The following is a 13,068-nucleotide window of genomic DNA, read 5'->3' on the forward strand; positions in this document are numbered from 1 at the left end:
AATGGTATGAATAGTTTAACGCTGATTATGTGGCTGTGGGGATAAACATTTAATAAACCGGGGGGAAGGGATAATCTCGCAGGCAATAAAAAAGCCGGAGGCGCTGATGCTTTCCGGCTTACTACGATATGAACGGAAGGCCGGAACAGGCGCAAGCGCGCTCCGGCATCAAATAGATTACTTCAGTTCATCAACCATGGTGATGGCGCGACCAATATAATTGGCAGGCGTCATTGCTTTCAGGCGAGTTTTCTCTTCTTCCGGCAGCGCCAGACTGTCGATAAACTGCTTCATACCTTCGGCGTCAACGCGCTTACCGCGGGTCAGTTCTTTCAGCTTCTCGTACGGCTTCTCAATACCGTAGCGACGCATCACGGTCTGAATCGGCTCTGCCAGAACTTCCCAGTTATGATCCAGTTCATCCAGCAGATGATCGCGGTTCACTTCCAGTTTGCTCACGCCCTTCAGCGTGGACTGATACGCGATCAGCGCATAGCCAATACCTACGCCCAGGTTACGCAGAACGGTAGAGTCAGTCAGGTCACGCTGCCAGCGGGAGACCGGCAGTTTGCTCGCCAGATGCTGCAGTACCGCGTTAGACAGACCCAGGTTACCCTCGGAGTTTTCGAAATCAATGGGGTTAACTTTGTGCGGCATGGTGGAAGAGCCGATTTCACCCGCGATGGTTTTCTGTTTGAAATGGTTCAGCGCCACGTAACCCCAGACATCGCGGTCAAAGTCGATCAGGATAGTGTTGAAACGGGCGATGCAGTCAAACAGTTCGGCAATGTAGTCGTGCGGCTCAATCTGCGTGGTGTACGGGTTCCACTGGATGCCCAGCGAGGTGACAAACTCTTCGCTGAACTGATGCCAGTCAACTTCCGGGTAAGCAGCGATGTGGGCATTATAGTTACCGACTGCACCATTGATCTTACCAAGAATTTCAACCTGGTTGAGCTGACGATACTGACGCTCCATACGGTAAGCCACGTTAGCCATTTCTTTGCCTAGCGTAGACGGGGTGGCTGGCTGACCGTGGGTACGGGAGAGCAGAGGAATATCGCGATACTGTACAGACAGATCTTTCACCGCGTCGATAAGCTTACGCCAGTACGGCAGAACCACTTCGTCGCGTGCGGTTTTCAGCATCAGCGCGTGAGACAGGTTGTTGATGTCTTCTGAGGTACACGCAAAGTGGATAAATTCGGAAACAGCATGCAGTTCCGGGATATCCGCCACTTTCTCTTTCAGGAAATACTCAACTGCCTTCACATCATGGTTGGTCGTACGCTCAATGGTTTTGATGCGCGCAGCATCTTCTTCATTGAAGTTAGCGACGATCGCATCAAGGAAACCGATTGCGTCGGCAGCAAAAGCAGGAACTTCCTTGATCGCTGCGTGCGCGGCCAGTTTTTGCAGCCAGCGTACTTCAACCTGTACACGGAATTTCAGCAAACCGTATTCGCTGAAAATCCCGCGCAGCGCGCTGACTTTATCGCCGTAGCGTCCATCGACAGGGGAAACGGCGGTCAGTGAGGATAATTCCATAGATCACAACTCCGGGGTTAAATGAGCAAGAATTTGTTTTGCCTGAGTCGTCAGGCGATTACGAGAAAACATGAGTTGCAGACGGCCTCCACCAACCTGATGCCAGAGCACGGCAGCACGGATGCCAGCAAGCAGCGAAGCGCGTACTTTAGCCTGTACTTGTGGGCTCTGAAGGATGGCCGGGGAACCCGTGACCTGAATACGCGGGCCGAGTGGGCTGATGACGTCAACATAAATGCCAGCCATCGCACTCATCAACGTTTCTGACTGCAAATCAAAATGGTCCAGCTGGCGCTGCAAGCCGCTAATACGGTCTCCCAGCGTGTCCATAGCGCCCTTGGCCGCTGACAGCTTACGCTCCAGCACCATCAGGCTTAGCGTATAGCGGGTGAGTTCCGCGTTCAGTCCCTGACGACTGCTGGCGTTCAGCACGCCAAGCAGCGTTTCTAGGCCAAGACGCAGGTTGGCTTCGCTGCCGCCAAACACGCCCAGCGTAGAGCTGGGATTCATGTCGATGACACTGTTGAGTGAAACGTGTAATGCATCGGCATCACAATGCCCCTGGTGCGCCAGTTCCTGCACCAGGCGTGCCGACTGACAAATGCCTGCCAGGGCGAGGGTGATGTCATAATAATTCTTTGCCACGTTCACTGCTTCCTTGTATCAAATGTGTAAGTAATTATACCGGCAGAGGCAATCGTTGTTCGATAATGCCGCCGCCGAGGCACACTTCGCCATTGTAAAAGACAGCCGACTGACCCGGCGTGACCGCCGCGACTGGCTCGTCGAAAATGACTTCAATACGCTCAGCATCCAGTGCCTTAACGGTGCACGGAATGTCGGTCTGACGATAGCGGGTTTTCACCGTGCAGCGCATGGTGCCGGTGAACGGTTCGCGATCGACCCAATGCAGCTGTTGCGCCACCAGGCCAACGGACATCAGACGTGGATGTTCATGACCCTGAGCGACAACCAGAATGTTGTTCTCAACGTCTTTATCCACCACATACCATGGATCTTCTGTCCCTTCTTTCGTTCCGCCAATACCCAGACCTTTACGCTGACCCAGAGTGTGGTACATCAGCCCCTGATGCTGGCCAATCTCTTCGCCGTCAACGGTGATGATTTTGCCTGGCTGAGCCGGCAGGTAACGACCAAGAAACTCGCGGAACTTACGTTCGCCAATGAAGCAGATGCCGGTGGAGTCTTTTTTCTTGGCCGTAATCAGACCAAGATCTTCGGCAATTTTACGCACCTGCGGTTTTTCCAGTTCACCGACCGGGAACAGGCTTTGCGCGATTTGCTCATGGCCGAGCGTATAGAGGAAATAACTCTGGTCTTTATTGCCATCGAGCCCACGCAGCAGGCGGCTTTTGCCGTCGACATCCGCGCGACGCACGTAGTGACCGGTGGCGATGTAATCGGCACCTAAATCTTCGGCGGCAAACTCAAGGAAGGCTTTAAACTTAATTTCTTTATTGCACAGAATATCCGGGTTCGGCGTACGGCCCGCTTTGTACTCTTCAAGGAACAGTTCAAAGACGTTGTCCCAGTATTCTGCGGCAAAGTTGACGGTATGCAGTTCAATGCCGAGTTTGTCACAGACAGCCTGCGCATCCGCAAGGTCGGCGGCCGCTGTGCAGTATTCCTCGCCATCGTCCTCTTCCCAGTTCTTCATGAACAGGCCTTCTACCTGATAGCCCTGTTGTTGTAACAGCCAGGCAGAAACGGAGGAATCGACACCGCCGGACATGCCGACGATCACTTTTTTTGGGCTTTCAGACATAGGAATACTCACGACATTGAACTTCAAGGCGGCATATTCTAGCACGCAGCCCTTTACTTGACACCCTCTGTAAACGGCCAGTTAAATTCGCCGATCATGGCCAGTGGGTAGCGCTGTCCGCTCTGATAACAGCGAATACTCTCCGCAACCAACGGCGAACGCAGGTTTGGCGCAGAGAAAATCTCTTCTGCGCTGACCCAACGACAGCAATCTATATCGCTGTCATGGGGTTCTGTAGCGCACATATTGGCAAGCTCGATAGAGAAAAGAAAACGCAAAAAGGGCGTTCTGTCCGGCGCAATCCATTGATGCATACGAATGAAATGCTGCGGCTGCGCTTTAATGCCCGTTTCTTCCCACAGTTCGCGTGCTGCGGCTTGCACCAGCGTTTCATCGGCTTCCAGGTGTCCTGCAGGCTGATTCCACAAGGCTTTGCCATTGATCGTTTCTTCAACGACTAAGAATTTATCTTCTGCATGCACAATGCAGGCGACCGTGACGTGCGGTTTGAACATGTTTTCCTCTTATTCCTCAGCAAATCCTTCGGCAACATCTGGCCAGCTAATTTCGCCGCTGGCCTTGTCGATACTAATATAAGCCACAGGAGGCGATGTTTGCGGGTCGGCCCCTCCACGGCACAATGCGGTTTGATGATCCTCGCGCACGATAATCTCAATGGCCTTTTTAGCATTCCAGCTTTCATAAAAAATACATTGGTGGTCGTGACGTAGCCCAAGGGTGGCGACTCTCGTTGCTTTGTCTGTCGACAGCGGGTTGATGTCGTCGCGATAGTGGTCACCGCTGTTTATAGCTTGTAACTGCGACTTTTTTAACCAGCCGCGTATGATTTGGCGATCGGTGGTGTAATAGACCGCTTCCATAAAATCATCGTTGGATTGTTCTTGTACAGAGATGAGGTCGCCGGGCACTAAAAATACGGACGGGCTGCGACACTGTTCGGTTGGCATCGCATAGAACCATGCGCGGGTGTCTCCTGTTACCTGATAGTGGTTTGCGGAGGAGGAGGGTAAGAACCCGCGCTGCGACATCGCTTTATTTGCCCATGTCTGGCAAGACGCGCTTACTGCAAGCGGACTGGATAACGGCGTTAATCCATTAACCAAGACCCAGCCGGTGGCGAAGGTTCCTTTAGCGTCCCGATAACGTACGTAACGATAAGGCTCATCTTTGGAAAGCATGCCCGTGCTTTTGTAGCGCTGTGAACTCCTGAGCACCTCGACGGTGTCGCCATTGACCATGAACGCGGGGAGTTGACACTCTGTTGCTGGTGCAGAATAGAAATGCAGGCGTGAGTCGGTTTTTACCTTGGCAGACTCATAAAGGTAGTTTGCCTCTCCTACTGCTGTTCCGGCAATCGTCTCACAGTCCAGTTTTGCTGAACAAAACGGTGACGCGCCGAGCAGGATGAATGCTGCAAAAAGCTGCTTATCCATTTTTTTCATTCTTCCCTGTTAACACTCACGTTAAACCGTACAGTTACGATTTCAGTTCCCGCCACTCGCCGTTAGCAAGATTTTCCAGCGTGTAATCCCCCATGGCATAGCGGATGAGGCGCAGCGTAGGAAATCCAACATGCGCTGTCATACGACGTACCTGACGGTTGCGACCTTCATATAAGGTAACTTTCAACCAGCTGGTGGGAATGTTTTTCCGTTCCCGAATCGGCGGATTTCTCGGCCACAGCCATACGGGTTCCTCTACTACTTCAATGCCTGCGGGTAGCGTGGGGCCATCATTGAGCGTTACTCCGTTACGCAGGGCGTCCAGCGCTTCTGCTGTCGGCTCGCCTTCAACCTGGACGTAATAAATTTTCCCGGTACGCTTACCGGGTTGTGTTAACCGCGCCTGCAGCGCGCCGTCATTGGTCAGCACCAAAAGCCCTTCGCTGTCCCGGTCGAGTCGGCCCGCCGCATAAATTCCCGGCACGGGAATAAAATCTTTTAATGTGCTTCTGCCAGCCTCGTCAGTAAATTGTGGCAAAACATCGTAGGGTTTATTGAACAAAACCACGCGTTTTGGCTGGTTTTCTTTACGCTGCTTAGTGACTTGTCGTGAGCTGAATCGCTCAACCCGGTGATTTCTAAAAGAAGTTTTTTGCATGGTATTTTCAGATTATATCAATTGCCGCATTATAGCCTAAGAACGAGTGTCTTTCATGGCGGCGAACAATAGGGTAGTATTGACACGCTCATTACAAATCATTAACAAAAAGTTGCTCTAACGCATCCGTGTAGCAGGACGCAAACGCACATGCAGCGTGATGACAGACGAGCAGAACCAGAAGCGCTCGAAGGAGAGGTGAATGGAAAGCAAAGTAGTTGTTCCGGCGGAAGGTAAGAAGATCACCCTGCAAAACGGCAAACTCAACGTTCCTGAAAATCCGATTATCCCGTTCATTGAAGGCGACGGTATCGGCGTTGATGTAACCCCACCGATGATCAAAGTTGTCGATGCTGCTGTCGAGAAAGCCTATAAAGGCGAGCGTAAAATCTCCTGGATGGAAATCTACACCGGCGAGAAATCCACTCAGGTTTATGGCCAGGACGTCTGGCTGCCTGCTGAAACCTTAGATCTGATTCGTGAATATCGTGTTGCCATTAAAGGCCCTCTGACCACTCCTGTTGGCGGCGGTATTCGCTCTCTGAACGTAGCTCTGCGTCAGGAACTTGACCTGTATGTCTGCCTGCGTCCGGTGCGTTATTATCAGGGCACACCAAGCCCGGTTAAACACCCTGAACTGACCGACATGGTCATCTTCCGCGAAAACTCCGAAGACATCTACGCGGGTATCGAGTGGAAAGCTGACTCTGCCGATGCTGAGAAAGTGATTAAATTCCTGCGCGAAGAGATGGGCGTGAAGAAAATCCGCTTCCCGGAACATTGCGGCATTGGTATCAAACCGTGTTCTGAAGAAGGGACTAAACGTCTGGTACGTGCAGCGATTGAATACGCCATCGCCAACGATCGTGATTCAGTTACCCTGGTACACAAAGGCAACATCATGAAGTTCACCGAAGGCGCGTTCAAAGACTGGGGTTACCAGTTAGCGCGTGAAGAATTCGGTGGTGAACTGATCGACGGCGGTCCATGGGTGAAAATCAAGAACCCGAAAACCGGTAAAGAGATCGTGGTTAAGGACGTTATCGCCGATGCGTTCCTGCAACAGATCCTGCTGCGCCCGGCTGAGTATGACGTGATTGCCTGTATGAACCTGAACGGTGACTACATCTCCGATGCGCTGGCCGCACAGGTTGGTGGTATTGGTATCGCGCCGGGTGCAAACATTGGTGACGAATGCGCTCTGTTCGAAGCAACCCACGGTACTGCACCGAAGTATGCAGGTCAGGATAAAGTGAACCCAGGTTCCATCATTCTGTCTGCTGAAATGATGTTACGCCACATGGGTTGGGTAGAAGCGGCTGACCTGATTGTTAAAGGTATGGAAGGCGCGATTAACGCGAAAACCGTAACCTATGACTTCGAACGTCTGATGGACGGCGCTAAACTGCTGAAATGTTCAGAGTTTGGTGACGCGATCATCGAAAACATGTAATCAAGATACTGGGTTGTATGAGAACGGGAGCCGAGTGGTTCCCGTTTTTTTACCTGCAAAATGCTTTCCTGGCGCTCATACTATTAAACTCATTTAAATAGCACTGAAGATCAAATTTTTATCTTTGCCATTACAATTTTATTTTTTGATAAAAAATATCCATGGCTGTCAATATTTCTTTATTTAACTCTATTCGGGTATGAGAACTAACTATAATTGAGTGGTGTTTGTATCTTATTGATTATCAGATGGGAAATAATCATTTTAACAATAAGGAAAATATCGGAAATATGTAAAAGGAAGAAGCGTTTTAAGATTTTTTACTCTAATTTTAAATCCATTTTTATCAGCGTGTTATGACAGTTGATTATTCTGAATATTAGTAATGTCCAAAAAAGAACATTTTCTCCGATTGATGTTTTTTTACCTTTCTGTTTTTCTGTTGGCAACATGCTTGAGAAATAAAACTCAAAGCATGATTCCTTATTATGTGTGTTACTTACTATTAGTTGATGATGAAAATGGTTATTAAAAAGCTAAGTTTAAAAACAGGTTTAGTGGCTGTTACATTATGTTTTGCTATGACGGTTTATGCAGGAGAAAGCGTAGTCACCGGCGGTTATGTACATACCCGGACAGATGGGCAGAACCTTAATGGTTTTAACGCTAAATATGGTTATACCCCAGATGAGAGTGATTTTGGTGTTATGACATCCTTAACCATTTCAGCAAATGACGATAATGATATAGATCGTGGTTATGGTTCTGCATTAGTCGGCGCAAGTTATAAAGTAAATGATGTGGTAAAACCTTATGTAATGGCGGGTATTGGGAGAGGTGCGATCAAAGCTAATGGTGAAACTGACACTTCTACAGGTTTTGCCTATGGCGCTGGTATTCAGTTTATCCCCATTGCAGGTTTCACTGTTGATGCAGGCTATGAAGGTTCTAAGGTCTTTGGCGCACAAGCTAATAGTATTGTAGTCGGCGCCGGCTGGAAATTCTAAGGTTATTTATATGAATAAATTAATGATAATATTGGGTGCGTTTTCTGCTGTTTCCTTGATGTCTGGTTGTGTATCAGAAGAACAACGCTTAGCAAAGTGCGAAGCGAAGGGAATTAGCCGTGATGTTTGTTATCACGAAGAAAAAGAATATTGGAATAATTACAGTGCTAATATGAGTCGACTGCAGGCCGCTAATACACAAGCGGATGCTTTCAAAGAGGCTATGAGTGATCACAAGAAACATAAGCATCATGATGACGATTAATATTTAAGAACACGCAGATACGGTCTTGAGTGCTTATGTTCTTAATATTTTAATCATCTATTAATTATTCAAATGGTTTTGCTCAGGCATCACTCTCAAAAGCGTATTATCCTTCTGTATATAGTGATGAAATAATGCAGCGCCAGCATGGGCTGCAATCAGAAAGTAACAGATATCGGCGAACTGACTTCCCCCAAAGCCAGAGTTTTTTATGATAACCATGGCCTTACTTTGGTTTGAGAAAAACGCTTCGTCTGCTGTGTGCGATCATTCTTTTGATGAAAGTTTGTACGGAAATACATGCAGAGCGTTGGCTGCGATGGGATAAACGCCCAGGCCTTCTGTTCTGGCTTTGATTTCCTCGAAAGAGAGTGAAGGGGAGGGTTCTCGTCCGCCCCACAGATTAATGCCTTCAGGAACATCGTCCCGGCTGTACTCCTCGGCGATCTCGATGGTTCCGCCACTATTCAATTCGATGACAACGCTTTTTCCGTCAACAGGAATCAGGTGCCCGTCATTGTCAGTGATAAAGATTTTCATTTGATTACCTCTTATTAGTGCATTCCTATGATAGCAAAATTGGATGAGGTGCAACGCCGGTTTTGTACTGCAAATTTCAGTAATGATTTTATCAATAAATTAGTAAGTTACGTTGTTATTGAGGAAATGTGACTGGGCGCATGGCGGCTTTTGTTTCTGTCTACCATGCTCTGTAGATATAAATTAGAACACGTCAATGCTCATCGCAACGACCGATCGGCTTTCACCACAGGATATGAGAATGCGCAAAGCACTTTTACCGGTAACTGCTGCGGTGTGTCTTTTTTTAATCGGTGTTTTTATTCTTAATATGCAGCTTTGGTATTCATCTTCGATGGAAAACCTCGGGGGGGCCAGATATGCCGCGAAAAATATGGATAACATACTTGATGAAGCTTTCCAGGCAACCCGTACCGCTATGAACATCGCTGAAAAAAAATGCGATTTGGAGGGGCAATACCAACTTGGAACCGAAGCTGCGCTCCGACCCCATTTGCGAACGCTGATCATTATTCGACAGGGGAAGGTTTGGTGTACATCTTTGCCGGGTAATCGGATATTACTTAAGCATATTCCCGTTATAGCTGATACTAATTTACAACTGACTCCCGCAAGCAATACCGAGAATGAAATACCTGTTCTGCTGTATCAAACACGTTTTCACACAGGCCGTATCATCGTCACCATAAGTGGCGTGCATATCCGAGGGGCAATGAATGTCCCGTTAGCGGGAGTAACGTACTCGTTGCTTGTGGGTGACGCAGCACTCGGTTTATTGGGCGATGTAAAAACCGTTACAACAAGCGCACGTGCGTCTGGTCAAGTTAATTCCGCAAAGTATCCGTTCAGTATTATTTATAATAAACCGCCACTGTTTAGTGCAAAAAGACTGGTTACACAGGGTTCAGGGATTCTGGTTTTTATCCTGTTAATGTCTTTTGCAGCCGCTTATGCCATTGATAAGTATCTGAACAAGAACGATACCCCTGAAGAAACGTTGCGCAGGGCGATAGTAAAAGGAGAGATCGTGCCTTTTTATCAACCTATCGTAAATGGTCGCGAGGGGACGTTACGCGGTGTTGAAGTGCTGGCCCGATGGAAACATCCAAAAGCCGGGTATATTTCTCCTGCTTCCTTTATACCTGTAGCGGAAAAATCAGGCCTGATAGTGCCACTAACTCAAAGTCTGATGAGGCAGGTCGCTGCGAATATGAACGCCATTGCCAGCAAACTGCCATCCGGCTTCCATGTCGGCATTAACTTCAGCGCATCCCATATCACATCCCCTACATTCGTGCAGGAGTGCCTGCATTACAGGGATAGCTTTAACCGCGATGACCTCAATCTGGTAATCGAAGTTACTGAGCGCGAGCCGTTAGATGTGGATGAAGATCTTGTGCAGAGGCTCAATATCCTGCATGAGAATGGCTTTGTGATTGCGCTGGATGATTTTGGTACGGGCTATTCTGGGCTTTCTTATTTGCATGACCTGCACATTGATTACATTAAAATCGATCAGAGCTTTGTGGGAAGGGTAAATGAGCTTCCCGATTCAACCCGAATTTTGGATTGTGTTCTCGATTTGGCGCGCAAGCTGTCTTTAAGCATCGTTGCTGAAGGGGTTGAAACGAAGGCTCAGCTTGATTATCTCAACAAAAACAACATTGTTTTCCTGCAAGGGTACTATTTCTATAAACCAGTAACCTTCACTGAGTTCGTCATGATTCTGCTGTCAAAGCCTAAAGTGAAGGTTTTTGTCGAATAAATAAAAGATAACCTAATTGATGAAAAGTGAGCATGAAATCTGCTTCGGTAGCAAAAATCCGACGATTATCTTTATCGTGAGGCAAATCTCGGATTCTGTTATTTAAAATCTATACCCTTATCGATGTGGTGGTTATTTGTGTTTTCATATACAGCAACTGGATAATGGTATGGCAGATATAACATTCGCGATGGAGCGTGATTCAAGTCACAAAGCGGCGAAAAATAAGTTGGATGTGCGAAGCAAAGCGAAGAACACAAATCGCAATCAGCTTGCGATTGCCGCAGTCCTGTTTTTAGGCGGTATCGTCGGGATTATTGTTTTGGCATTATATCTAATGGTGCAGGAAGGGGTATTTCTGTATTAATTGTTTAAATATTCTTATATGTTAAAATAAGATGATGATTATATCTTGTGTCTTCTCTCAATAATATTCTGCTGGTCAGGGTATTAGTGTGCCCCGACCAACAGGATCATATAAAATTAGAACTGATAATTTAAAGACACCCAGTAGTTACGACCAGGGTTTACGTATCCGGTAGTGGATTGTGCAGTCTGATAATAATCACCTGCGTAGGTACTATTACGCCCCACCTGGTACAATTTGACCTCACTAAAGTCTTTATCCAGCACGTTATTAACCGCCGTATTAAGCGTCAGATCTTTAGTCAGCTTATAAGACATCCCCATATCGACAACGGTCCAGGCTTTTAAATCAGCGCCTTTATCGTCATAGACGGCCTTTTGTACCGCGCTAAGGTTGTCGTAATTTTCGGTAAAGCGTGGGGCTTTGCCGCGATAACGTGCGCTGAGCCAGGCGTTCATATCTTCCGTTGCCTGCCAGTTCAGACGGGCGTTAGCCATATGTTTTGGGGTGTAACTTAATGGCGCGCCTTTATTGTCACCATCTTTTTGCTTGCTCTGAGTGTAGGTGTAGTTGAGAGATAGGGTCAGCACATCCGACCATAGAGGGAAGGTGCTGGCAAATTCAACGCCATCGGTCCTCGCCTTGCCGCTGTTGGTATAGCTGTTGGTATTATCATCGATAGAATATGAGACAATTTTATTTTTGTATTCGGTATAGAAGCCGGTAATGTTGGCGTTAAGCCCGGCGTCGTTCTCGTAATACAGCCCGGTTTCGTAGCTGATACTTTCCTCAGGTTTGAGGTCCGGGTTACCGACCGTATTCACCGTTCCCTGTGCGGTTACACCGCTGATCCCGTTATGCAACTGGCTTAGTGATGGTGCTTTATAACCTGTCGTTACGCCGCCTTTGAGCGTCCAGGCGTCGGAAACGTCCCAGACCATATAGGCACGCGGGCTGAGATGACCGCCAAAGACATCGTTATGCTCATAGCGTGTTCCTGCGGTTAAGGCCAGCGAGTCGAGAATATGCCATTCATCTTCCGCATAAGCTGCCCACGTTTTTTGATGGAACGTCTCGCCGGTATTGGCCAGTACCACACCATCTTTCATCCGTGCATCCCAGTATTCTCCGCCAAGGGTTAAGAGGTGTGAATCACCTAATGGCGTCAGCAGCACTGAGTCAAGAATGACGTTGGTGTTCTTCAGTTCACGCGCGTCACCGGCCCGGCCTGCGTTCTCTGGTGTGAGTGCGGAAGATACCAATTGCCGGCCTTTGTTTTCGGTTTCATTCCAGCCGAGGGAGGATTTCCAGGTGCCGAACGTTAAGGCTGTATCGTGGCCGAGGGTCACTTTGTTACGCTCATAGCGTAGCGTTTTATCATACCCCCCTGTCAGGTTGCCCAACTGCCCGTCATCGTTGTCATAGCGCTGTCTGGCGGAGTCGAGATCTAACCACAGCGTATTGTTCTCATTGGTTTTCCAGTCGAGGCGCGTGCCAATATTATAGTTTTCCGATTCGGTAGGATAAGGTACGCGGGTGGAGGCGGTATCGCTGAGGGAGGTGACGCTGGAACCCTGACGTTGGGTTGTGCTCCCCCGAACCTGCATATCCAGTACGCCCGCAATCAACGGGCCGCTTGACCAGAAGTTGGCGACCGTACTGTTACCCCATTTATTACTCTCTTGCAGGTTAACGCCGGTATTGATGGAAGTGCTCCATTTATCGGTGCTTTTTTTGGTGATGATATTCACCACGCCACCGATTGCGTCGGACCCATAAAGCGTCGACATCGGGCCGCGGATCACCTCAATATGATCGATCGCCGCCAGCGGGGGCATAAAGCTGGTATTCATGGCAGAGAAACCGTTTGGCGTTACGTCGCTGCTGCCGTTTTGACGAATACCGTCAATCAGGATCAAGGTATAGCTGGCAGGCATGCCACGGATGCTGATCTCCAGACCGCCGGTTTTACCGGTGCTGCTTTCAACATCTACCCCTTCAACAGAACGCAGGGCTTCACCTAAGTCATTATATTTATTGGTTTGTAACTCTTGTTGAGAAATAACAGAGACGCTGGCGGCGGCATTGGTGATTTTCTTTTCATAACCGGAAGCGGTTACCACCATGACATCTTCAGCAAATACCAGGGGGCTGGAAAATCCTAAACAGGACAGAACGACAGAGGCAACAGGTTTTAAACGCATAGTCAAACTTCC

The 13,068-nt window shown here is 48.3% G+C and carries 13 protein-coding genes and 1 pseudogene; 5 read left to right on the forward strand and 9 right to left on the reverse strand.

Going from position 1 to position 13,068, the window contains the following annotated elements:
* Positions 1-177 precede the first annotated feature (177 nt).
* From purB to rluE, 6 genes are read right to left on the reverse strand one after another with little or no spacing between them, the layout of a single operon-like run.
* The gene (gene purB / locus OGY09_RS18285; protein WP_032943086.1) at positions 178-1,548 is read right to left on the reverse strand and encodes an adenylosuccinate lyase; all 1,371 of its coding nucleotides are present in this window, start codon (positions 1,546-1,548) and stop codon (positions 178-180) included.
* Positions 1,549-1,551: 3 nt separating this feature from the next.
* Entirely contained in the window at positions 1,552-2,193 is a 642-nt protein-coding gene (gene hflD / locus OGY09_RS18290; RefSeq protein WP_003832401.1) for a high frequency lysogenization protein HflD, read from the reverse strand.
* A gap of 34 nt (positions 2,194-2,227) precedes the next feature.
* A complete protein-coding gene (gene mnmA, locus OGY09_RS18295; protein WP_003832402.1) occupies positions 2,228-3,334 on the reverse strand; it encodes a tRNA 2-thiouridine(34) synthase MnmA in 1,107 nt (368 codons plus the stop codon).
* Positions 3,335-3,387: 53 nt separating this feature from the next.
* Positions 3,388-3,849, reverse strand: coding sequence for an NUDIX hydrolase (locus OGY09_RS18300; RefSeq protein WP_008784446.1), 462 nt, complete (start codon positions 3,847-3,849; stop codon positions 3,388-3,390).
* 9 nt (positions 3,850-3,858) lie between these two features.
* A complete protein-coding gene (locus tag OGY09_RS18305) occupies positions 3,859-4,797 on the reverse strand; it encodes a hypothetical protein (RefSeq protein WP_286590761.1) in 939 nt (312 codons plus the stop codon).
* A gap of 34 nt (positions 4,798-4,831) precedes the next feature.
* The gene (gene rluE, locus OGY09_RS18310; RefSeq protein ID WP_003832405.1) at positions 4,832-5,455 is read right to left on the reverse strand and encodes a 23S rRNA pseudouridine(2457) synthase RluE; all 624 of its coding nucleotides are present in this window, start codon (positions 5,453-5,455) and stop codon (positions 4,832-4,834) included.
* Positions 5,456-5,657: 202 nt separating this feature from the next.
* On the opposite strand from rluE, the gene icd reads away from it, so the two are divergent.
* From icd to OGY09_RS18325, 3 genes are all read left to right on the forward strand, one after another.
* Complete coding sequence (gene icd / locus OGY09_RS18315; protein WP_003030769.1) at positions 5,658-6,908, forward strand: NADP-dependent isocitrate dehydrogenase; 1,251 nt, start codon at positions 5,658-5,660, stop codon at positions 6,906-6,908.
* A 521-nt stretch (positions 6,909-7,429) separates the two neighbouring features.
* A complete protein-coding gene (locus OGY09_RS18320) occupies positions 7,430-7,915 on the forward strand; it encodes an Ail/Lom family outer membrane beta-barrel protein (protein WP_032944396.1) in 486 nt (161 codons plus the stop codon).
* 10 nt (positions 7,916-7,925) lie between these two features.
* Positions 7,926-8,180, forward strand: a complete 255-nt coding sequence (locus OGY09_RS18325) for a hypothetical protein (RefSeq protein ID WP_032943089.1) — start codon at positions 7,926-7,928, stop codon at positions 8,178-8,180.
* Positions 8,181-8,240: 60 nt separating this feature from the next.
* On the opposite strand, the pseudogene OGY09_RS18330 reads toward OGY09_RS18325, so the two are convergent.
* Positions 8,241-8,360 (reverse strand): annotated as a pseudogene (locus OGY09_RS18330) (cytochrome b); the annotation flags it as partial.
* Positions 8,361-8,447: 87 nt separating this feature from the next.
* Positions 8,448-8,720, reverse strand: coding sequence for a hypothetical protein (locus OGY09_RS18335; protein ID WP_003832409.1), 273 nt, complete (start codon positions 8,718-8,720; stop codon positions 8,448-8,450).
* A gap of 241 nt (positions 8,721-8,961) precedes the next feature.
* Here OGY09_RS18335 and pdeG point away from each other — a divergent pair, with 241 nt between their 5' ends.
* Both pdeG and OGY09_RS18345 read left to right on the forward strand, forming a co-directional pair.
* Entirely contained in the window at positions 8,962-10,485 is a 1,524-nt protein-coding gene (pdeG, locus tag OGY09_RS18340; protein WP_020996464.1) for a cyclic di-3',5'-guanosine monophosphate phosphodiesterase PdeG, read from the forward strand.
* Positions 10,486-10,654: 169 nt separating this feature from the next.
* Positions 10,655-10,852 (forward strand): hypothetical protein, encoded by a 198-nt coding sequence (locus OGY09_RS18345; RefSeq protein WP_003832412.1) that lies wholly within the window; start codon positions 10,655-10,657, stop codon positions 10,850-10,852.
* Positions 10,853-10,968: 116 nt separating this feature from the next.
* Here OGY09_RS18345 and OGY09_RS18350 read toward each other — a convergent pair whose 3' ends face one another.
* Positions 10,969-13,056, reverse strand: a complete 2,088-nt coding sequence (locus OGY09_RS18350; protein WP_032943091.1) for a TonB-dependent receptor — start codon at positions 13,054-13,056, stop codon at positions 10,969-10,971.
* Positions 13,057-13,068: the final 12 nt, after the last annotated feature.

It is taken from the genome of Citrobacter sp. Cpo071 (assembly GCF_030332765.1).
GTDB classification, from domain to species: domain Bacteria; phylum Pseudomonadota; class Gammaproteobacteria; order Enterobacterales; family Enterobacteriaceae; genus Citrobacter; species Citrobacter portucalensis.

Excerpts from the sequence above, each read along its gene's own strand:
- rluE (WP_003832405.1), bottom strand. The coding sequence starts at position 5,455 with ATGCAAAAAACTTCTTTTAGAAATCACCGGGTTGAGCGATTCAGCTCA.
- pdeG (WP_020996464.1), top strand. The coding sequence starts at position 8,962 with ATGCGCAAAGCACTTTTACCGGTAACTGCTGCGGTGTGTCTTTTTTTA.
- OGY09_RS18320 (WP_032944396.1), top strand. The coding sequence starts at position 7,430 with ATGGTTATTAAAAAGCTAAGTTTAAAAACAGGTTTAGTGGCTGTTACA.
- OGY09_RS18305 (WP_286590761.1), bottom strand. The coding sequence starts at position 4,797 with ATGAAAAAAATGGATAAGCAGCTTTTTGCAGCATTCATCCTGCTCGGC.
- OGY09_RS18335 (WP_003832409.1), bottom strand. The coding sequence starts at position 8,720 with ATGAAAATCTTTATCACTGACAATGACGGGCACCTGATTCCTGTTGAC.
- OGY09_RS18300 (WP_008784446.1), bottom strand. The coding sequence starts at position 3,849 with ATGTTCAAACCGCACGTCACGGTCGCCTGCATTGTGCATGCAGAAGAT.
- OGY09_RS18325 (WP_032943089.1), top strand. The coding sequence starts at position 7,926 with ATGAATAAATTAATGATAATATTGGGTGCGTTTTCTGCTGTTTCCTTG.
- purB (WP_032943086.1), bottom strand. The coding sequence starts at position 1,548 with ATGGAATTATCCTCACTGACCGCCGTTTCCCCTGTCGATGGACGCTAC.
- OGY09_RS18345 (WP_003832412.1), top strand. The coding sequence starts at position 10,655 with ATGGCAGATATAACATTCGCGATGGAGCGTGATTCAAGTCACAAAGCG.
- icd (WP_003030769.1), top strand. The coding sequence starts at position 5,658 with ATGGAAAGCAAAGTAGTTGTTCCGGCGGAAGGTAAGAAGATCACCCTG.
- OGY09_RS18350 (WP_032943091.1), bottom strand. The coding sequence starts at position 13,056 with ATGCGTTTAAAACCTGTTGCCTCTGTCGTTCTGTCCTGTTTAGGATTT.
- mnmA (WP_003832402.1), bottom strand. The coding sequence starts at position 3,334 with ATGTCTGAAAGCCCAAAAAAAGTGATCGTCGGCATGTCCGGCGGTGTC.